Here is a 17,412-nt window from a genome sequence, read left to right on the forward strand (position 1 = left end):
AGTCTCACGCTCAATGTCAACGGACTGTTTGCCTCGTCAGGTCAGGGAGCTCATGGCGTTGATCCATGCTGGAAGGCGATGATCGCCGCGGCAACTTCGTGTGGAGCTTCCTCAGCCATGTGATGGCCGCTGTCGATATTGCGACCAACGATACCTGGTGCCCGAGGTCGCCAGATCGAAAGTGGATCACCATACAATTCTTCCAGGTCATCGCGCTTCGACCACAAAAGACATGTCGGACACATGACCGTCTTTCCGGCTTCCCGGTCAGCAAGATCATGAGCCTTGTCGACACCAAGGCCTGCTCGGTAATCTTCGATCATCGTATGAATCACTTGCGGTTTCGCGTTGCGACCAGATAGTCATTGAAAGCCTCCTTGCCCATGAACTGCGCCGAGCCAACGTACCAAGCGTCAGGGTCGGCACCAATCGCGCGTTCAGGTCGATGCGAAGTGCCGAAGAAGAACCAATGCCACCAGAGACGGGCAAATTTCTCGTTGGCGCGCTCCAACGCTTCGAGAATAGGAACGCCGTCCATCACAATCAGCCGTTCGACACGATCGGGAAAGTCCATGGCGGCACGATAGGCGCCATAGCTGCCGGGGTCATGGCCAGCTACGGCAAAGCGGTGGTGGCCGAGATAGTCCATGAGTTCCATGCAATCGCTCGCTTTGGTGCGCTTCGAGGATCCGGCATGATCTGGCGTGTCCCTTGGCAAGTACGATTGGCCAAAACCTGGCAGATCCGGGCAAACAATAGTGAACTTCGAAAAGAGCTTGTTTGCGACCTGCCACCAAGTCATGTGTGTGCGTGGATGTCCGTGGAGCAGCAAGGGGCGGACCAGAGCCCCCGTGACGCACACGCAAGGTACCATTCGTCACGGTCATCATCTCAAGCGAAAAGTTCTCAAAAACCGTTTCATCCATAAGTTCGTCTTCTGCAAAACCGCTGTTGGGCCGCATGCGGCTGCTTACCGCTAACATCCGCTGACGGCCCTACAAATCGAGGAGCGCATAAGCTTTTCCGGTCGGTTTTTCGATGTGAGATGCGACATGGTAAACTGGCGCGCCTGCTGGGGTTTTACCAGAGTACTTTCCGCGATGAGCGTGACCGTGAACGACTGCAGAGACGGGAAATCGGTCGATGGTCTCAGCAAGGCGGGATGATCCGAGGAAGGGATAAATCTCAATTGGCTCGCCCTCCACTGTTTCAACGATGGGAGCATAGTGAAGCACGACCATCGCCCGCTCCGATCGGATCTGGCGAAGGGCGTTTTCGAGCCGCATCGACTCTTCAACGCTTTCGGCCACCATGGCTTTGATTGCGGGCTCGCCGAAAGAGCTTAGCATGAACCGACCAAACCCCCCCTGCAAAGCCTTTGACCCCGGCGAAGCCGACGCCATTTAGGTCCACCGCTTGTCCTTCGAGAAGATGCATCCCCGAGCTTTTGATGATCGCCCTGACTTCCTCCACATGGCCACATTCGTAATCGTGATTTCCCAAAACGCCGACCACCGGAATGGAGCAGGATCGCAGATCGGCAACAAGAAGCTCAGCCTCGCGCGGATTGCGAACGCGCTCGCTGGTTCCCCTCATCAAACTGAGACAGTTTTTCGCTCTATAGAGGAACTTTGACCCCGCCTCGACGTTCGGCCCTCGTCATCCCTCGAACGTGATCGGAGCTGTGATGCTTACGGGAAAAACCCTCGATCCCTTTCAAGACACCCACCAGGACATCTGTTTAGTTGAAAAGAACGTCCTGAGGGATCGGCCAAGAACAGCGCACCTCGCCCTGGCTGAGAACCGCAGGGGAAGTTTCCTCCAGCACCGCGGCAAAACTGAAGGCCAGGTCGAACTCCTAGTCGAGATCTTTGGCAAGCCGGTGCGCTACAGCCCTATGATCTCAGAGGCGGCACGGTCAAAGCTCGGCGATCGATCGGCCAATCCAAGAGGCTTCCGCAAGAAAACAAGCTAGTTACACCGGGGCCGACACTTCCCTCGGAAACGACCCCTTGCTTCTGATCGCCAGCAACAATCCAAACCCGAGTTTTCCAGGAGATATCCAATGGCAAAGAAGACGACAAGCGTTCCGTCAGCACAACAAGCGACAATCGCAGAAATACACGATCAAAAACTGCGACGCGGCCAGGGCGGCGAACTTCACCAGATCGCTGAAAACGACACACCCGTCCTCACGACCGCTCAAGGCGGCCCGGTCGCTGACGACCAAAATACGCTGCGGGTCGGCGCACGCGGACCAGCGCTGATCGAAGACTTCCATTTCCGCGAGAAGATTTTCCACTTCGACCATGAACGAATTCCCGAGCGCGTCGTTCACGCCCGCGGCTATGGCGCCCACGGATTTTTTGAAACATACGAATCTCTCGCGGCATACACTAGAGCAGATCTGTTCCAGCGATCCGGTGAGAAGACGCCTGCCTTTGTTCGCTTTTCAACGGTCGCCGGCAACAAAGGCTCGGCTGACCTCGCGCGTGACGTTCGCGGTTTCGCGGTCAAGCTATACACTCAGGAAGGGAACTGGGACCTTGTTGGCAACAATATCCCAGTGTTCTTCATTCAGGACGCGATCAAGTTTCCTGATGTGATCCATGCTGCCAAGCAGGAGCCGGACAGAGCATTTCCGCAGGCTCAAACCGCACACGATAATTTCTGGGACTTTATTAGCCTAACACCGGAAAGCATGCACATGGTCATGTGGGTCATGTCTGATCGTGCTATCCCGCGCTCTTTCCGTTTCATGGAAGGCTTCGGAGTCCATACGTTCCGTTTTATCAATGCCAAGGACGAGTCCACGTTCGTCAAGTTTCACTGGAAACCCAAGCTGGGATTGCAGTCGGTCGCCTGGAACGAAGCTGTCAAGATCAACGGCGCTGATCCGGACTTTCACCGTCGGGATCTTTGGCAATCGATCAAGTCGGGGAATTTTCCCGAATGGGAGCTGTGTGTTCAGCTTTTCGATCAGGAGTTCGCCGACCGCTTCGACTTCGATGTGCTTGATCCGACAAAGATCATTCCGGAGGAGATCCTTCCCGTCAAGGCGATCGGTCGCCTCGTGCTTGATAGAATGCCCGATAACTTCTTCGCGGAAACCGAGCAGGTAGCGTTCATGACGCAGAACGTTCCGCCAGGCATCGACTTCAGTAACGATCCGCTGTTGCAAGGCCGGAACTTCTCCTACCTTGACACGCAGTTGAAGCGACTTGGCAGCACGAACTTCACGCACCTGCCGATCAATGCTCCAAAGTGTCCCTTTGCCCATTTCCAACAGGACGGGCACATGGCCATGCGCAATCCCGTGGGGCGGACGAACTACCAGCCCAATTCTCACGGGGAGGGACCGAGGGAGTCTCCGATGCGCGGATACCGACATTTCCCTGCCGAAGAGCAAGGCCAAAAAGCTCGCCTTCGCCCGGAGAGCTTTGCTGACCATTACAGCCAGGCCCGGCAATTCTACATCAGCCAGACCCCGCCGGAGCAGCGGCATATTGCAATGGCGCTGACATTCGAACTCAGTAAGGTCGAAACACCCGTCATTCGCGAGCGCATGGTGGCTCATCTTCTCAATATCGATGAGACCCTTGCGACCACCGTTGCCGAAAAACTAGGTCTTCAGACCATGCCAAAGCCCGCCGATGCAGCTATGCCGACCCGCCAGGATCTGACGCCGTCGCCCGCGTTGAGCATTATAGAACGCGGGCCGAAACGTTTTGAAGGCCGCAAGCTGGGCATTCTTGTATCCGATGGCGTTAACGCCAAGCTCTTGAAGGAACTGACCGGGGCAATCATTGAGGAAAAAGCCACGGTCGAACTGATCGCACCAAAGGTCGGTGGGGTCACTGCATCCGACGGTACATGGGTCGAAGCCCACCATATGATCGATGGCGGCCCATCGGTTCTGTTTGATGCTGTCGCCCTTTTGACTTCAGAAGCCGCGATGGATGACTTGCTGAGAGAGGCAACGGTTCGCGATTTTGTCGCCGATGCGTTTCAGCACTGCAAGTTCATCGGCTACGATCAATCCGCTCTCCCTCTGCTGGAAAAAGCGGGCATCGCCGAAGCGGCCGACGAAGGCGTTATTGCCCTTCCTGGCGACGAAGGGCTTCCAAGCTTTGTATCAGAGCTCGGCAAGCTTCGCGTGTGGGGACGTGAGCCATCGATAAAGCTCGGCAAAGCCTCTTCGCGGCCAATCAAATAGGAGCACGCACCGGCACGGCTCTGAAGCCGTGCCGGTTAATGCTCGGCGACCTCCTGCGGTGTTTTGATCGCCGCACCATTGCTCATGTCTCCATGTAATCCTGCGCAGCGCCATGCGTTAGGCAAAGCCTTCCCAATCACTGTCGACTTTGTGCGGCAGGTTCCGGAAGAAGCCACTGGCTAGATTGCGTCGCGGAAAGCGCTGCGAAGGCGACGTTGTCGGCGACGCGACGCCCTTTCAAATCCGGACCATGATCATCATTGCCTTCTCGCTCAATAAGGCGAGACACACGCCTGCCGCGGGCCATAGTAGGGCTGGAACGTGTTGTCGTAGGCCCTGTAGGAGCGGTATCGTCCATAGCACCAACGCGTATGAGCATTTCCGCCGTAATAGACTTGGCGTTGGTAACGCGGCGCATAATAGCGCGGGGCGTAGTAGCTCCGGCCGTAATAGTTGCGTGGATAATAGCCTGGCCGGTAATATCTCTGTCCGTAGTATCCCGACCCGTAGTATCCCGGCCCATAGGGCTGATAATATCGGGGCTGCGCCAGGAGGCCCCCGATAACTGCGCCGGCGGCAAGCCCACCTAGTGCCCAGGCCCACTCATCACCACCATTATTATGGTATCCACCATAGTACCCGCCGCCGCGATATCGTGCGTATTGAACCAATTGCGCTTGCCCCGCGTCGATCTTCGGCGTCGCTATTGTGGGAAACGCCATGGCAGGCGGAATGCCTGTAACCATCATCACCAGCGACAGGGGAACGATTGCAAACCTTTTCATTGGCTTACCCTTCCTTTGCGGCGCAGAGCGTCGAAGTCGGCGCGTCAACCGCTGCCTTTTTTAAGGACGCATAATTTTACACCAAAATCGCTTTTTGCAGGCGAAATTCTGCGTCGCCAGGGAGCAGTTTTATTCCTGAGTAGGTTATGTTGAGATGCGCCCTATGCGAAGCCTGGTGGCGTGTCAGCTTCCCTGCCTGGTCTGCGATCGTAACATCGCCCCTGCCAGCATTTAAGGTAACGGCCTATGCCTGATCAGGGATTGGACAAATTGCCGTCCGGCTGCCTTCTGCTGTCCATCCGCCCGATCTCTTCATCATCGCAGGCGACAATTGAGCCCGCCGGAGATCGACGAGGAGCCAGACGCGGGACTGGCCAAATCGCATAGGCTGTTGGGCTCGGGCTCACGACCGGTCAAAACGCTCGAGCATTTTTCTGAGGTGGAGATTCTGCAGATGGAGCTTTTCGGCCAACAGGGTTTTCAGTTGCTGAATCTCGTCGTCCAAATCCGCCACTTCCTCAAAAAATGCTTCCCGGGCTGATAACTGTGCGCCGGGATCCGTGTTCGCTTTCGAAGGGAACTTCCTAATGTTCCCGGTTCCGGACTTCTTAGCGCGCGCTTGAATTTGTGGCGCCTTAGGAGATTGCTTGCTTTTAGGCAACGAGGCTGACTCTTTTGGAGGCAGTTCGCCAATTCGCTGATTTTCCGGCGTAGGTGCCTCTTCAACGGCGGCGTCTGTAGAGACGGCTTGGGCGTTATCATCCTGGTGTTCGGTCAGATCCGAAGATGCAGCCTCCTTGAGTTCATCCGATCCATTCCCACGATCCTGAACTGCCCCGGTTGGATCCGTTGAACTCAACTGAGCGCCGCGGACTTGTTGTTCTTGCGTGTCATTTGCTTGGCTATCGGCGTCGTGCTCAATCGAAATCTCGCGTGGTTCTGCCGACCGTCCCCGCGATGTCAGTCGAGCAAATAGGTTCCATGGTGATTTCATCGATCGTCAGCCTCGAGCGATCCGAAACTCTCACGTGAGCTCGGTGAATGTCTGTCCTACGAGGAATGTAGGGGCCAAGGTCGATCTCGCAACCGGCCCCTGCTGTCGGTCACGGTCAATCAAGTCCTAACCGCTTGCGCAGTTCCGAATTTTCCGCCCGCAGTTTGGTGGCCAGTTCCTTGCGGAGCATTTTATTCTCTTCTTCAAGCTGGATGAGGTCGGCCATTTCATCGATCGCCGAGACGGACGACGAAGCCTTTGGTCCGTCGAGCTTCGACGTCTTCTTGCTTCCGGTCTTGAGGGCGGAAGTCGTCTTTTCAGCAACTTGCTTTTTGACGGGCGCAAGCTTTGCGACTACGCCCTCGTCGGTGCGCTTCCTGCGCTCTCTCGGCGTCTTCGCAACCGTTGTGGTGCCCGTTGCTTCTGCAGTTGCTTTCGTGCGCCGCGGCGCTCGCTGCTTTTTCGGTACCGGCGTCTTTGCCGGTGCGTCGGTCTCTACAGCTTCGATTGTAGTACCCGTATTGCTTTCATCAGCCATCAGTTTTCTCCCTCTGCAGCCAAGAATCGTTTTCCGCTGAGTGAAACGCGGAGTCAACCATGACGTTGTTGGATTGACAGGAGGAAGATCGCGCGGGAACGCAGGTATGAATCGAGTCATCGTCATTTCGCCGGCTGCTGGTTGAGCCGAAGTGACGGCGGCCGGTCCAGGAGGATGAAGCAGGTAAAAGATCGTCCATCTGCCGCGCAAGCTGACGCAGGACGGCAGCGGTCCGTTCGGGAACGAGCGGCCGGGCGACCTCTGCTACTTCAAGCCATGGGGCAATCTCGCCTTGTTCTACGACGAATACCGCTGGGACGGGCTGATCCGGCTCGGCCGTTTCGACGGAGGTTTCGAGCCTCTACTTGTTCGCGGCGAGTATCCCGTGCGCATCGAACGGATTTGAACCACTTCCCTCCCATTCGAAAAGGACCACACGAATGAAGAACTTCAAGATCGCGCTCGTAGCGCTGACGCTGGCCGCATCCTCCGCTGCGTTCGCTGACAACAGCAAGTCCTCGATAACCGGCGCGTGGCGCATGACGTCGTTGCAGGTCACCGACGCGAGCGGCGATCGGACAGAAATCCCCTATTCCGGCCAGGTTATCTTCTCCACTGGCGGAACGCTCTCCGTCCAGGCGATGAATCCGGACGCTGCAGCGTAACCGGTTTAAGTCGACGAGGCCAAAGAGACATTCGCCATCACCGTGGAATCGTCCCTCGTCCGCAATCTCATTGGCCAGCGCATGGAACGCAAGTTCAAGGTTGACGCCGACCAACTGACGATCACGCCCGCTGATCCCAAGGAAGGCTGGCGCGTCACCTACGAGCGGCTCTGAACGCAAAATTCGGAACCTCCGGCGGTAGTTGCGGTTTGGTAGTCATGATTTCGTTCCGGTTCAATTCGATGACCCATTGGTTACGCATTGTCAGCCTCGTTCTTGCATCTTTGGCCTTGGTGCCAGCGGGTGCGCACTTGTTTTCTCTCGCCAGCAAGATGCGCCTGTCGGGCGAAGATTATCTTGCTGCGCAACGCGCATACGATGGATGGAACCTCTTCGCGTTCATTGTCGTTGGCGCGATAGCTGCGCTCCTCTGGCTTTCGATGGCTCTCTATCGAGCGGGGGAACCGGCGATCCCCGCCATAGCCGCTCTTGCGTGCATTGTTGCTACGCAAGCCATATTCTGGACTTTTACCTTCCCGGCAAATCAGGCGACCGACAACTGGACTCTGCTTCCAGAAAACTGGACGCAGTTGCGCCGTGGATGGGAATATTCTCATGCAGTCAGCGCGGTGTTTAATTTTTTTGCGGTGTGCCTTTTGGCCATCGGCAACGCAAAATAGGGTCAAGTCTGACGCGTAAGGTTGGAGCGCCTAGCATTATTTTGCGAAGGAGCCTGAATATGGCAAAGAAGAAGAAATGGTCGCAAAAGGTGACCGAAAACAGTGACGCACTGGACCTCAAGGAAGGAATTTTCAATCAACGGAGCGCCAAAAAAATAGCGGACTCGCTCAAGGAGTCGGCAGAGAAAAGCAACAGACGCAAATCAAGCCCGTTGCGTTCGGCCATGTCCATGCTGACCTTCTATATCAATCGCGCTGGCATCCTGCTTTCCAAAGGGCGCCGCGCGACCCTCGAAAAGGCAAAGGACGAATTGCGCAAGGATTTTGGCAAGGCACCGAAACATGGCAAATGAGTTGAGGATCAGACAACCGGAAACGCTTTTCTTAACGCCAAGCGACTGGGTACCCAATCATCCCTCTCTGCCCGTACTCTTCTACCGCAACATCCTCGCACCCGCGCCAACGGACTGCGCTCCTGTTTTCGAACGGCTTTTCTCGGACGCGGGATGGCAGGGGCTCTGGCGCAATGGAATTTTCTCCTACCAGCACTATCATGTCAGGGCACATGAGGTGCTCGGCATCGCTAAAGGCACGGCCGAGCTTTTGATCGGTGGACCGGGCCGCTCCGTTCTTCATGTCAGCGCTGGGGATTGCTTGGTTCTGCCTTCCGGCACTGGGCACATGTGCAACTCTGCCAGTGACGATTTCCTTGTCGTCGGCGCCTATCCTGCCGGCCAGCATGCCGATATCGAAACGGCTGCCGCAACGCCAGGCGATTTGAAAATCATCGCCACATTGCCCATTCCCCAAAGTGACCCGATCTACGGTCCGGGCGGTCCGCTGCGTGCCCTGTGGCGTGATCTGTAAAAGCGGCTTCGGTGGCCAAGATGCCGACGGCAACACCTGATGCTGCCTTTTCGTCCAGTGACAAATGCCGGGCTGCGGTTTGGCTGGATGTCGTGCCCAGGGCATTGGAGACGCCGTGACATTGTCCGCGGCTTTGCGTTCAAGCTCAAGCCGCGATGCAACTGATGAAACCATACCCACGCCATTGTTTGCAGAAACTGCGCTCCATACGCCGGTTCACGAGAAGCGTTCCGTGCTCGGAACATTTCGCCATCGCCATTGTTGGAGGGACACACCCGAAAAGCTGCGAGGAAACCGATGCTTGTACGTGAAATGATGAATAGCCATCCTGATGTACACGGGCGTTCGGCAGACGCGCTGATGCGCTGCATAGAGCATTGCTACAGCTGTGCTCAAGTTTGCACGAGTTGCGCAGACGCCTGCCTTGGCGAGACGAACGTCGGTGAACTCGTTCAGTGCATTAGGCTCAATCTCGATTGCGCCGACATCTGCGTGGCGACCGGGTCGGTTGCCACGCGCAGGACCGGCACCAACATGGATGTCGCCCACAATCTTGTTTCGACCTGTGCTGATGCGTGTCGGGCCTGCGCCGCGGAATGCGCGAAGCATGTTGAGATGCACGAGCATTGCCAAATTTGCGCCCGCGCGTGCGAAGCTTGCGCGCAAAGCTGCAGCGAAGCTCTCCCTCTGTTTCACTGAACGTGTCAGCCGCCGCTACGCACCCAGCAGGGTCGCTCTCGTCCTCGCGCTAGGTCTCACACAGGAGAACACAATGTCTGATTATCCCAAGCCTCCCTTTCCCGCCCAAAAACAGCCGATGCCTGGCCTCACGAGAAAGATGAATCCGGTTCCCGACCACGGGGAGCAGTCATACAAGGGGTCGGGACGTCTCGCAGGCAAGATGGCCGTAATCACCGGGGCAGACAGCGGTATTGGGCGCGCGGTGGCGATAGCATTTGCTCGTGAGGGTGCGGACATTCTGATCTCCTATCTCGAAGAAGACGAGGACGCCCGGGAGACAGCACAGCATGTCGAGGAGGCTGGCCGGAAAGCCGTTCTCGTCAAAGGCGACATTCAATCGGCCGACCACTGCCGGTACATCGTCGACCGTGCCATGGCCGATCTCGGCGGTATGATATCCTTGTCAACAACGCCGCGCATCAGTCGACGTTTAAGGAGATAGGCGACATCCCCGACGAAGAATGGGAGCTGACTTTCAGGGTCAATATCCATGCAATGTTCTATCTGTCAAAGGCAGCCGTCAAACACATGAAAGAGGGTGCCTCGATCATCAACACCGCATCGGTTAACTCGGACATGCCTAATCCAACGCTGCTTGCCTACGCCACTACGAAGGGCGCAATTCAGAATTTTACCGCCGGCCTTGCCCAAATGCTCGCCGAAAAGGGAATCCGTGTGAACGCGGTGGCACCCGGTCCGATCTGGACTCCGCTGATTCCATCGACCATGCCCGAGGAAGCCGTCTCAAGTTTCGGTAGGCAGGTTCCGATGAAACGCCCGGGGCAACCGGCCGAACTCGCCACCGCTTACGTCATGTTGGCCGATCCCCTCTCAAGCTATGTATCGGGCACCATGATCGGGGTGACCGGTGGCAAGCCGATCCTGTGAATGACGACACGGTGACACGCCCGTAAGTCCACGGCAGGAAACTCGATACCGTCAGGCAATGCACCATACATGTCGAGAAATCCGCTGACGGCAACGGCACCCGAATAGGCGATTTTGGCACCTATTGCGACCAGGTCGTTCGGGGAACTCTGCCTCTCTTTGAGATCCGTCAACCCGTCAGGTAGGGCTATTGTTACGAAGGGGCTTTGGACCCGATCTCAATTCATGTTCCGTCAGCGAGCCGCTACGCCACGCGCACCGGCGTCACGAAAGACCTGCTCGGCTTTGATCAGTTCCTCAATCGTAACATCGGCGGATACCTAGATCTCGCCATGAAATGGCGCATCCGTCCGATTTTCGGTAATGTGGGCTTGCTCAAGCGAATTGGGTTTCCGACGACGACATGTGACGCGACGCTCGACTAGACCTATCGGCGCGGCTGGACGCATAGGCTAAGTGATCGACGGCGGATCGTTACATTAGTGAAGCCTTGTATAATACGAAGTCCGCCCTATCCTTCTCGGCAGGAGGACGCGCCATGTCGAAAATACCCGCGCCGAAGCTTCCGGAAGGCCACCCAGATCGCGACCTCCTTTGCCAGGAGGCGTTGGAGGCCGAATTCCTGTCGCTTGGCGATAGAGCGTACCAGGCCGGTTGGTCACGCGAGGAATTCGCGATGGCGATGATGGAGCTGGCAGACGGCTATTTCCTCGCGAATGCCGATCTCGAAATGTTCGAGCTTGGTGCCGGCCTCGTCCGGCTTGCCAGGAAGCTGCACTAAGCACTTCGCTAAATCGAGAGAGGCGAGCTGGTTCAAGACCAGTGGCAAATGTTGTTGATTTAACCACGTCGCCTTGCCCTATGCTACGCCTGACGATCGAGCGAGCGGATGGTGAACCATCCGCTCGTTTCGACTGTTTTCCCCTATTGCACCAGTTCGATCTCACCAGGCCGCCAGGAATTGTTGAACCAAGGTTCCAGCGGACCGTACAGGCGAAGGATCATGAACCAGCCCTTGCCCGGGATTGGGCTTGCTGGTCGGTCTGCACCATCGAGCGGGTAAGAGTCGGCAGTTGACTCTCTGCCCCAATGAGAACATTTGTAGAACAGTTTACTCAGAGGGCATTGAGCATGAGCGACGAGGTTGGCGCTACCAAGAGAGCGGAAAGCAGCCTGGCCGAGCATCTGTGCGAACCTCCCTGCTGCATGAAGTGGGGCGGCTTCGGCTATGCCCACGGACGGTCGGCGCCAAACTGGTATTGCTTCGAACACAAGATCGAATGGCCACCGGCCAAGCGATCCTGACCCCCGGCGCTAGGTGGGCGCCAATCTCAGACATGCGGCACAACTCGCCCCGATCGACGATCGGGCACTGAAGAATGCTATCTGGAGTTCAGCAAGTGACGGACCACGCCAAGCTATCCTCATTCGTCGCCATCCATCTGGCGGTGATAGACCAATCGACCAAACGCCGCTTCGCAGGAACAGGCGTTTCGCGCCGCCGCGAACAAGACAGCGCCCGCTCAATTGCTGAGGAACTCGTCAGGCATATCCGCATCAACCACCGTATCGAGCGCGCCGGGACTGCGGTCGACGATGCCGAAGTTGTCGCGCTCGTCGAGGCCGAGCTTTGGAAGCTGCCCGAGGCAGTGGCGAAAGACCTCGTCGCCATTGACGCCAACAGGAAAGAGGTCGCCCGTACAGCCATCGTCAATGCGCTGGTCGAAGCATTGACCCGGAGCTACGAATTCACATTCCTTCAACCCGAATACCGGGGGATGGGGCCGTCGATCTACAAGGAACAATCCTCTTAGAGGCGCGTTTTTTACGGACATGCCACGTGACAGCCGGCCACCCCCCCGCAGCCGCTGTCTCACACTCTAGGCCCCTTTCCCTGGGGGCCTATTTTTTTAGCTCAAACACGTCGGCATGAACGATGACTGTCGGAGCTTTCCGTCTCCCGGCCCAACAGGGGGCCGTTCTTTCATCTACGCCCAGCTATCTGCGCGACGTGCTCGGCGAGTCTATCGGACGGCTAGACCCGATAGGTGCGTTAGTCGACAGTCGCTCGTTAAATTAGCGAAGCCTTGTAGAATGCAAAGTGCGCCCTATCCTCTTCGGCAGGAGGACACGCCGTGTCGAAGATTGCCGCGCCGACGCTTCCTGATCGCGTCCTCCTTTGCCAGGAGGCGTTGGGGGCCGAATTCCTGTCGCTTGGCGATCGAGCGCACCAAGCCGGTTGGTTACGCGAGGAAGTCGCGATGGCGATAACGGAGCTGGCAGACAACTATTTCCTCATGGATGCAGTTTCGAAATGTTGGAGCTTGGTGCTGGCCTTGTCCGTCTCGCGAGAAGACTACACTAGGGAGTCGATTGACGGCGCACAGTATCACGGCCGCTGCATTGTACCCTGATGGAAGAGTATCTGCCATTTCTTCCCGTCATGCTTCCAGATTGAACTTCGCAAAGCGGATCGTTCAGACCCGTCGCGATATGTGAGATGGCTCTCGTACGTCAAAAGTACCGCATTTTGGGAAATGGGCGCGAGAGCATAGTTGGACGTTCGGAGAATGCCGTCGGTGTGATCCTCCTCCTTGGTCAAAAGATCTATGACCTCTGCTCGACGATATACGCGTCCCGACGCACCGAACTCGACGAACTCTTCTGCAAGCAATGCTTCGACCGCTAGCTTCGAATGCCTGACCGATGGTCGGTGCAGTGCTTCTTCGAGAAACTGGATTTCGGCGAAGTTGGGATCGGGGCTCGACAAGGGTGGTCACTCCAATGGGCAAGCTATCGTTGGACTGGTCAGCCCGCGTTGTCCGACGCCAGCGATCGCGCCGGCGCCTGGGCGATGCGACCGCGAGGATACCGAACCAGCCACAAAGTGAGAAGTTCCGCCATGGGACTTCAGTCTGAGCGTCAAGGCTGCCCCCTCCCCGGAGGGGAAGGGACGCCGTCTATCAGGGCTAGTCGATAACCCGAACGATCTTGCGGGTGCCCGGGTCCACCAGCACCGTGCGGTTGTCAACGACCATATATCGGTAGGTGATGTCCGGTGCATCAATGGTGTGTAGTTCCACCGTTTCGGGAACCGTCGAACCGACATTGAGCTCCACTCCGGGAAGTTTGATGGAAGCGAGGGGCTTCTTCTTCACGTATTCGCGGACGACCGTTTCCTGCTCTGGGGTGACAATGACTGTCTGAGCCAGGGCGATGCTCGAAGCGCCGAGCAGAAGCAGTCCTGTGACGGCTGAGCTGACAAGTTTCCTCATTTTCTTCTCCAGGCTGGTTGTTGTATTCCCACTCTCAATGCGGGAACTTCTTACCAACGCCTCTGGGCTGTTGCCGTTCCGATGGCCAGACTTCAGTCGCATGGGGTTTCGACCTTAGTCTGGCGGGCCTTTAAGACAATAGTCCGGGAAGTGCGTGAGCCTGCGACTTCGACACACTTTAAAGTGGGCACCGCATTGGAAAGCGAGAGGCTGACGCGCTTGCCGCCTTCTGATCGGCCTCGACCAAAGCGGCATCCAAGATGCGAACTTCCTAGGCCCGTCATTTAGCCACTAGAGCTCGTCGGGACAGCTTCCCACAGAGAAGCGGCCCCCCCGCTGTGGAGGCAGAGCCGCCCTCGTCAATCGCATCCTCGAGCATCGTCCGGCGCTCCCGCTGTTCCATGGTCGCGCAGGTCGTGACCGACAAAGCTGATTGCAGTCGCTTTGGCGAACAAATTGGCGCGTATCGCCTGGGCTCTTATGGCCCCCGGCGAGCTCCGACCCTTGGACCTGCCCAACGCAGCAGCCAGAAGTCGTGAGACGTCGGGGATGTGGTGAGGTCTAACGGAGGATTATGGGCAATCAGTTAGAGAAGGGGATTGGATTAACCAGCAGTGGGATGAGTGCTCAGAAGCACGTGTAGCCGATTGGGATCTAAACCACGAACTCCATAATGGCCTACGGCGTCAATCTCGCCACATGAGGCCGGACCATGTCAGCGCCTGACCACTCGTCTATACCGAAGTAAGTTTTCGTTTCATCTTCCGGGGCATCCACACACATCCCTTTTGATTTCAAACGCCCAGTCGCCGGCGGCTGGCACCCTCTTGGCTAGCAGCGCAAGGCAGGGCTTGACGCGGTCCGGCATGGGATCGAAAGACAGGCACGGAGGGTCGCGCGGCCTCTTCGGCTGCCCGTGCAGCACAGCGTCATCATCGAGGAGCAATTGCTTCGGGCGCTTGGCTTTCGCAGGTACTTTAGGCATGACTTATTAAACGCACATTCCGCAATGAGTCACGGGAACCTTTTTCACAAAACGCGATTTTTGCTGATCAAGCAGTCCGGTTACGTGCTGCGAAACCCCAACGTCGAGACTACAGCCATGCAACATGAAGACACCAGACAACAATATAGCAAGGTGGTTCGCGGCTGGAACACGCGCTATGACCTGGAAGAATTCATCAGCGCGCACCGGCTCACCCCCCTTGTCGCACGCGAACTGTTCGAGAAATTCGGACCGTACAAAATCGACCTCGATCGCAAGGTCGCCGAGCTAAGAGCAGCAGGAAAATCTAATCTTGGGCATTAAGACTAATTGGGAACAAACCGACCTCTCGACAGTTCCTCTCCGCCCCTCTAGACAGCCAGGCGGTCGCTACCTTCCTCTCCGGCGGCCGCCTGGAACACAAACTACGGCTCACAGACGACGGCCGCCCACGGCGTGCGGATCTCCCCCGAAATTCCGGAGTTGAAACCCCCCGGCGACGGCGCATACTTAACGCGGGGCTAACGTCGGCCTGTTCCGCCCCGGGCCGGCTGGGATTAGGGCGATGAGCAAAGTGGTTGGATCTCGCAGCGAGATAATTACGCCTGACGACTTCAAGCAGATAGAATGTGTTTTCCGGGAAATCGTCCAGGAAAGGCACCTCGCCGTTGATAGCGAGGAAGCTATTGAGCTCGCGGCGCGTCTGATCGGTCTTTTTCAAAGCGGCATCCACGATCATGATGCGCTGAAGTTGATGGCTAGTTGACTGTGGCTACCGGACCATTTGACAGAAAAAAGCGGGTTTCACCCGTGTCCGAGTAGTTGGTTGAGGCTGTGTGCAAACACCCGCCCGTCGGCAAGCTTATCCACCCGAAGCCGTCCTTCCAGCACCTGCATCGCATCTAGTTCCGAATTCCTCAATCCGCTGGAATCAACGCAAGGACGAAAGACTGAAACTGCACGATTCCTCGGTTCGAAACAAAGATAACCGGCGATCAGGATGCTCTTCACCAGGTTCGCTAGCTACTTGTAGGTATATTCGGAACATCCCGCTGGTGTGACCGTTGCCCGTACAATTCTACGGAGTGACAAGCCATGAAAATCGAAACACGGGCGACCACCGTGGCCGAAATGGTGCCGGAGCTTCGAGCATGGGCTCATTCGTTGCGTTCGTCGCAAAAACTGGCCGATGAGCTCGTCGAGGACACGCTCGAACTCGCGATTAACGACCTCGACCAGATCGCACCAAAAGCCGATACGCGCCGATGGCTCTACAGCTTGATGGTGGACATCCATAGCGGCCGCCGCAAAAGCAGAGCTGCCGCCGCCCGAAAGCTCATGCGCGGATAACGCAGCGCCCTCGCCCCTCAAAAAAGCGGCCCCCGCTGTGGAGGCCGCAATCTATGCGTACCCAGTACCTAACTTTATAACGATTTTAGGTGTAGCGGAATACCGCATCTATCAGCCAAGCTTCACCGAAAGCTTATGAAGGGTTGAAATCCAGCGGACGGCAAAAGTTGTGAGAAGCCAGTTGCCTGGTGCGTATTACGCCAGCAGTCCCGCAGCACTGTCCCACTCTCACGACCCCTTCCGCAGGAACCTATTTCAGTTCAAGCTGCTTACTGCACTTTCTCAACTCTCATATGTGAGAATTCCCATGCGCCAGCGGCTGCGCATATTACACACACAGGTGCTAGCGACAGGGGGATACATATGGGTCGGACGACGGCAGATGCGGGGAAAGCGCTTTCCAGGCAGATGGGCCAGCGCATCAGAGCCATGCGTATGATGCGAGGGTATTCCCAAGGGAAACTCGGAAGCTTGATCGGCCTGTCGTTTTCAGCAGGTTCAGAAATACGAAAATGGGACAAATCGCGTCTCCATTCCAGTGCTGATGCAAATTTGCGAGGTGTTGGACGCACACCCAATGGATATCATCGGTGAAGGTCCGCAAGATGGAGGGAACAAGAGAGTAAACGCTTTGCTGCAATTGACGCCGCAGAAAGCAAGCTGAAGATTCTACAAAGCAAGCTGGCGCGGATGCAGAAAATATTCGCCGAACCGGATTGATGCGGAGGACAATCACCCGTCCCTATAATCAGAGAGACATCTCAGGTGGGGTCGCAAGAATTATTATCCGGCAACTTGCGTAAGGCGATCGCAAAGAAAATGCGGCCGCCGAGCGGAGGGCCTCGGAAGCCGCAATGGGAATTGCCTTCAACACCTCAAGGATACACCCGCATTCGCTCTGATGCGAGACAATTTGCCTGCACTCCGTTGTTGTCAAACCTTCCCAATGATCACCAACACGATGCGTCGAATGGCTTCGGCAAAACTCACGCCAAGCGCCATCGCTGCAATGCCGGCGACCCCGAGTGCGCCGATGCCCATCAGCTTCCAGCGCTTTACGTCATCGGTGACCGGTTTCATCTCCGCGCGTCCGCGCCGATCGACGCTACCGACGCCTCGACATCACCGACCCGGTCGACCAGCTGATCCATACGGGTGTGAACGCCGGCCCGGCTCGCTGCAGCCTTGTCTTCAGATCTTACTGCCCCTCCTCTAATGTCTGATCGAATCTTGCCTTCCCATGCCTCACGCATTCCGCATTGGTCCAGACGCCGCCGGCGCAAAGGCCGACGACGGTCCGGTCTACCATTCGCTGATCTGCCGGCGTCGCCCCGCGCGCGCTGACCAGGTCAGTTCCGACGACCCGCCGCAGGCCGTCGACACTTGCTGGCTGCGAAGTCCCACAGCCCGTCAGGACAAGTGTCATAG

General features: G+C 56.9%; 22 protein-coding genes and 5 pseudogenes. 18 read left to right on the top strand and 9 right to left on the bottom strand.

The features are described from left to right. Positions 1-50 precede the first annotated feature (50 nt). Together ASD02_RS33190 and ASD02_RS33195 are read right to left on the bottom strand one after the other, a co-directional pair. Positions 51-926: pseudogene (locus ASD02_RS33190) on the bottom strand (alpha/beta hydrolase). A 69-nt stretch (positions 927-995) separates the two neighbouring features. Next, positions 996-1,566, bottom strand: a pseudogene (locus tag ASD02_RS33195) (metallophosphoesterase); the annotation flags it as partial. A gap of 121 nt (positions 1,567-1,687) precedes the next feature. Here ASD02_RS33195 and ASD02_RS33200 point away from each other — a divergent pair. Beyond that, positions 1,688-1,975, top strand: coding sequence for a hypothetical protein (locus ASD02_RS33200; protein WP_057205392.1), 288 nt, complete (start codon positions 1,688-1,690; stop codon positions 1,973-1,975). Positions 1,976-2,065: 90 nt separating this feature from the next. Beyond that, entirely contained in the window at positions 2,066-4,216 is a 2,151-nt protein-coding gene (gene catE, locus ASD02_RS33205) for a catalase C (RefSeq protein WP_057205390.1), read from the top strand. A 272-nt stretch (positions 4,217-4,488) separates the two neighbouring features. Here the strand turns inward: catE and ASD02_RS37805 are convergent, their stop codons facing one another. From ASD02_RS37805 to ASD02_RS33215, 3 genes are all read right to left on the bottom strand, one after another. After that, positions 4,489-5,001 carry a BA14K family protein gene (locus ASD02_RS37805; RefSeq protein WP_082523448.1) on the bottom strand — a complete coding sequence of 171 codons (513 nt, stop codon included), beginning with the start codon at positions 4,999-5,001 and terminating at the stop codon, positions 4,489-4,491. A 403-nt stretch (positions 5,002-5,404) separates the two neighbouring features. Beyond that, the gene (locus tag ASD02_RS33210; protein WP_057221724.1) at positions 5,405-5,995 is read right to left on the bottom strand and encodes a hypothetical protein; all 591 of its coding nucleotides are present in this window, start codon (positions 5,993-5,995) and stop codon (positions 5,405-5,407) included. A gap of 115 nt (positions 5,996-6,110) precedes the next feature. Continuing rightward, positions 6,111-6,533, bottom strand: coding sequence for a hypothetical protein (locus ASD02_RS33215; RefSeq protein ID WP_057205386.1), 423 nt, complete (start codon positions 6,531-6,533; stop codon positions 6,111-6,113). Between the two features lie 187 nt (positions 6,534-6,720). Between ASD02_RS33215 and ASD02_RS33220 the strand changes: the two are divergent. From ASD02_RS33220 to ASD02_RS33275, 13 genes and pseudogenes are all read left to right on the top strand, one after another. Then, positions 6,721-6,939: pseudogene (locus ASD02_RS33220) on the top strand (cyclophilin-like fold protein); the annotation flags it as partial. Positions 6,940-6,973: 34 nt separating this feature from the next. Continuing rightward, complete coding sequence (locus ASD02_RS40225; protein WP_244494329.1) at positions 6,974-7,198, top strand: hypothetical protein; 225 nt, start codon at positions 6,974-6,976, stop codon at positions 7,196-7,198. A gap of 42 nt (positions 7,199-7,240) precedes the next feature. After that, a complete protein-coding gene (locus tag ASD02_RS40470; RefSeq protein WP_272953782.1) occupies positions 7,241-7,372 on the top strand; it encodes a hypothetical protein in 132 nt (43 codons plus the stop codon). A 44-nt stretch (positions 7,373-7,416) separates the two neighbouring features. Beyond that, on the top strand, positions 7,417-7,878 hold the full coding sequence (locus tag ASD02_RS33230) for a hypothetical protein (RefSeq protein ID WP_244494330.1): 462 nt from the start codon (positions 7,417-7,419) through the stop codon (positions 7,876-7,878). A 59-nt stretch (positions 7,879-7,937) separates the two neighbouring features. Next, a complete protein-coding gene (locus ASD02_RS33235; protein ID WP_057221725.1) occupies positions 7,938-8,231 on the top strand; it encodes a DUF3175 domain-containing protein in 294 nt (97 codons plus the stop codon). Further along, complete coding sequence (locus ASD02_RS33240; RefSeq protein WP_057221726.1) at positions 8,221-8,745, top strand: cupin domain-containing protein; 525 nt, start codon at positions 8,221-8,223, stop codon at positions 8,743-8,745. The genes ASD02_RS33235 and ASD02_RS33240 overlap by 11 nt, the downstream gene beginning before the upstream one ends. A 534-nt stretch (positions 8,746-9,279) precedes the next feature. Then, positions 9,280-9,444: a four-helix bundle copper-binding protein gene (locus tag ASD02_RS40680; RefSeq protein ID WP_347376847.1), complete on the top strand. Its 165-nt coding sequence runs from the start codon at positions 9,280-9,282 to the stop codon at positions 9,442-9,444. A gap of 73 nt (positions 9,445-9,517) precedes the next feature. Next, positions 9,518-10,374, top strand: a pseudogene (locus tag ASD02_RS33250) (SDR family oxidoreductase). 206 nt (positions 10,375-10,580) lie between these two features. Then, positions 10,581-10,799 carry a hypothetical protein gene (locus ASD02_RS33255; RefSeq protein ID WP_057205368.1) on the top strand — a complete coding sequence of 73 codons (219 nt, stop codon included), beginning with the start codon at positions 10,581-10,583 and terminating at the stop codon, positions 10,797-10,799. Positions 10,800-10,912: 113 nt separating this feature from the next. After that, positions 10,913-11,155, top strand: coding sequence for a hypothetical protein (locus tag ASD02_RS33260; protein ID WP_057205365.1), 243 nt, complete (start codon positions 10,913-10,915; stop codon positions 11,153-11,155). A gap of 350 nt (positions 11,156-11,505) precedes the next feature. After that, the gene (locus ASD02_RS39340) at positions 11,506-11,679 is read left to right on the top strand and encodes a hypothetical protein (RefSeq protein ID WP_164474929.1); all 174 of its coding nucleotides are present in this window, start codon (positions 11,506-11,508) and stop codon (positions 11,677-11,679) included. A gap of 95 nt (positions 11,680-11,774) precedes the next feature. Continuing rightward, positions 11,775-12,188, top strand: coding sequence for a hypothetical protein (locus ASD02_RS33270; protein WP_057221728.1), 414 nt, complete (start codon positions 11,775-11,777; stop codon positions 12,186-12,188). 321 nt (positions 12,189-12,509) lie between these two features. Then, positions 12,510-12,788, top strand: coding sequence for a hypothetical protein (locus ASD02_RS33275; protein WP_057221729.1), 279 nt, complete (start codon positions 12,510-12,512; stop codon positions 12,786-12,788). Here ASD02_RS33275 and ASD02_RS37815 read toward each other — a convergent pair. Both ASD02_RS37815 and ASD02_RS33280 read right to left on the bottom strand, forming a co-directional pair. Further along, positions 12,764-13,144, bottom strand: a complete 381-nt coding sequence (locus ASD02_RS37815) for a DUF4440 domain-containing protein (protein WP_063963225.1) — start codon at positions 13,142-13,144, stop codon at positions 12,764-12,766. The genes ASD02_RS33275 and ASD02_RS37815 overlap by 25 nt on opposite strands. Positions 13,145-13,343: 199 nt before the next feature. Next, entirely contained in the window at positions 13,344-13,649 is a 306-nt protein-coding gene (locus ASD02_RS33280; protein WP_057205353.1) for a DUF1236 domain-containing protein, read from the bottom strand. Positions 13,650-14,751: 1,102 nt separating this feature from the next. On the opposite strand from ASD02_RS33280, the gene ASD02_RS38825 reads away from it, so the two are divergent. The 3 genes from ASD02_RS38825 (at position 14,752) to ASD02_RS33295 (ending at position 15,984) form a co-directional block, all read left to right on the top strand. Next, positions 14,752-14,958: a hypothetical protein gene (locus ASD02_RS38825; RefSeq protein ID WP_057224872.1), complete on the top strand. Its 207-nt coding sequence runs from the start codon at positions 14,752-14,754 to the stop codon at positions 14,956-14,958. 241 nt (positions 14,959-15,199) lie between these two features. Further along, complete coding sequence (locus ASD02_RS33290) at positions 15,200-15,400, top strand: hypothetical protein (protein ID WP_057205347.1); 201 nt, start codon at positions 15,200-15,202, stop codon at positions 15,398-15,400. Positions 15,401-15,729: 329 nt separating this feature from the next. Further along, positions 15,730-15,984 (top strand): hypothetical protein, encoded by a 255-nt coding sequence (locus ASD02_RS33295; protein WP_057205344.1) that lies wholly within the window; start codon positions 15,730-15,732, stop codon positions 15,982-15,984. Positions 15,985-16,917: 933 nt separating this feature from the next. On the opposite strand, the pseudogene ASD02_RS40685 reads toward ASD02_RS33295, so the two are convergent. Both ASD02_RS40685 and ASD02_RS40235 read right to left on the bottom strand, forming a co-directional pair. Beyond that, positions 16,918-17,237, bottom strand: a pseudogene (locus tag ASD02_RS40685) (DUF1515 family protein). Further along, on the bottom strand, positions 17,183-17,410 hold the full coding sequence (locus ASD02_RS40235; RefSeq protein WP_057205341.1) for a hypothetical protein: 228 nt from the start codon (positions 17,408-17,410) through the stop codon (positions 17,183-17,185). The pseudogene ASD02_RS40685 and the gene ASD02_RS40235 overlap by 55 nt, the downstream one beginning before the upstream one ends. Positions 17,411-17,412: the final 2 nt, after the last annotated feature.

Source organism: Ensifer sp. Root1252 (assembly GCF_001425885.1).
In the GTDB taxonomy this organism is placed as follows: domain Bacteria; phylum Pseudomonadota; class Alphaproteobacteria; order Rhizobiales; family Rhizobiaceae; genus Ensifer; species Ensifer canadensis.

Coding starts and splice junctions, on each gene's coding strand:
- ASD02_RS33210 (WP_057221724.1), bottom strand. CDS start 5,995: ATGAAATCACCATGGAACCTATTTGCTCGACTGACATCGCGGGGACGG.
- ASD02_RS40680 (WP_347376847.1), top strand. CDS start 9,280: ATGGATGTCGCCCACAATCTTGTTTCGACCTGTGCTGATGCGTGTCGG.
- ASD02_RS33240 (WP_057221726.1), top strand. CDS start 8,221: ATGGCAAATGAGTTGAGGATCAGACAACCGGAAACGCTTTTCTTAACG.
- ASD02_RS39340 (WP_164474929.1), top strand. CDS start 11,506: ATGAGCGACGAGGTTGGCGCTACCAAGAGAGCGGAAAGCAGCCTGGCC.
- ASD02_RS38825 (WP_057224872.1), top strand. CDS start 14,752: ATGCAACATGAAGACACCAGACAACAATATAGCAAGGTGGTTCGCGGC.
- ASD02_RS40235 (WP_057205341.1), bottom strand. CDS start 17,410: ATGACACTTGTCCTGACGGGCTGTGGGACTTCGCAGCCAGCAAGTGTC.
- ASD02_RS33260 (WP_057205365.1), top strand. CDS start 10,913: ATGTCGAAAATACCCGCGCCGAAGCTTCCGGAAGGCCACCCAGATCGC.
- ASD02_RS33295 (WP_057205344.1), top strand. CDS start 15,730: ATGAAAATCGAAACACGGGCGACCACCGTGGCCGAAATGGTGCCGGAG.
- ASD02_RS33235 (WP_057221725.1), top strand. CDS start 7,938: ATGGCAAAGAAGAAGAAATGGTCGCAAAAGGTGACCGAAAACAGTGAC.
- ASD02_RS33280 (WP_057205353.1), bottom strand. CDS start 13,649: ATGAGGAAACTTGTCAGCTCAGCCGTCACAGGACTGCTTCTGCTCGGC.
- ASD02_RS33290 (WP_057205347.1), top strand. CDS start 15,200: ATGAGCAAAGTGGTTGGATCTCGCAGCGAGATAATTACGCCTGACGAC.
- ASD02_RS37805 (WP_082523448.1), bottom strand. CDS start 5,001: ATGAAAAGGTTTGCAATCGTTCCCCTGTCGCTGGTGATGATGGTTACA.
- ASD02_RS33215 (WP_057205386.1), bottom strand. CDS start 6,533: ATGGCTGATGAAAGCAATACGGGTACTACAATCGAAGCTGTAGAGACC.
- ASD02_RS33200 (WP_057205392.1), top strand. CDS start 1,688: ATGCTTACGGGAAAAACCCTCGATCCCTTTCAAGACACCCACCAGGAC.
- ASD02_RS33230 (WP_244494330.1), top strand. CDS start 7,417: ATGATTTCGTTCCGGTTCAATTCGATGACCCATTGGTTACGCATTGTC.
- catE (WP_057205390.1), top strand. CDS start 2,066: ATGGCAAAGAAGACGACAAGCGTTCCGTCAGCACAACAAGCGACAATC.
- ASD02_RS40225 (WP_244494329.1), top strand. CDS start 6,974: ATGAAGAACTTCAAGATCGCGCTCGTAGCGCTGACGCTGGCCGCATCC.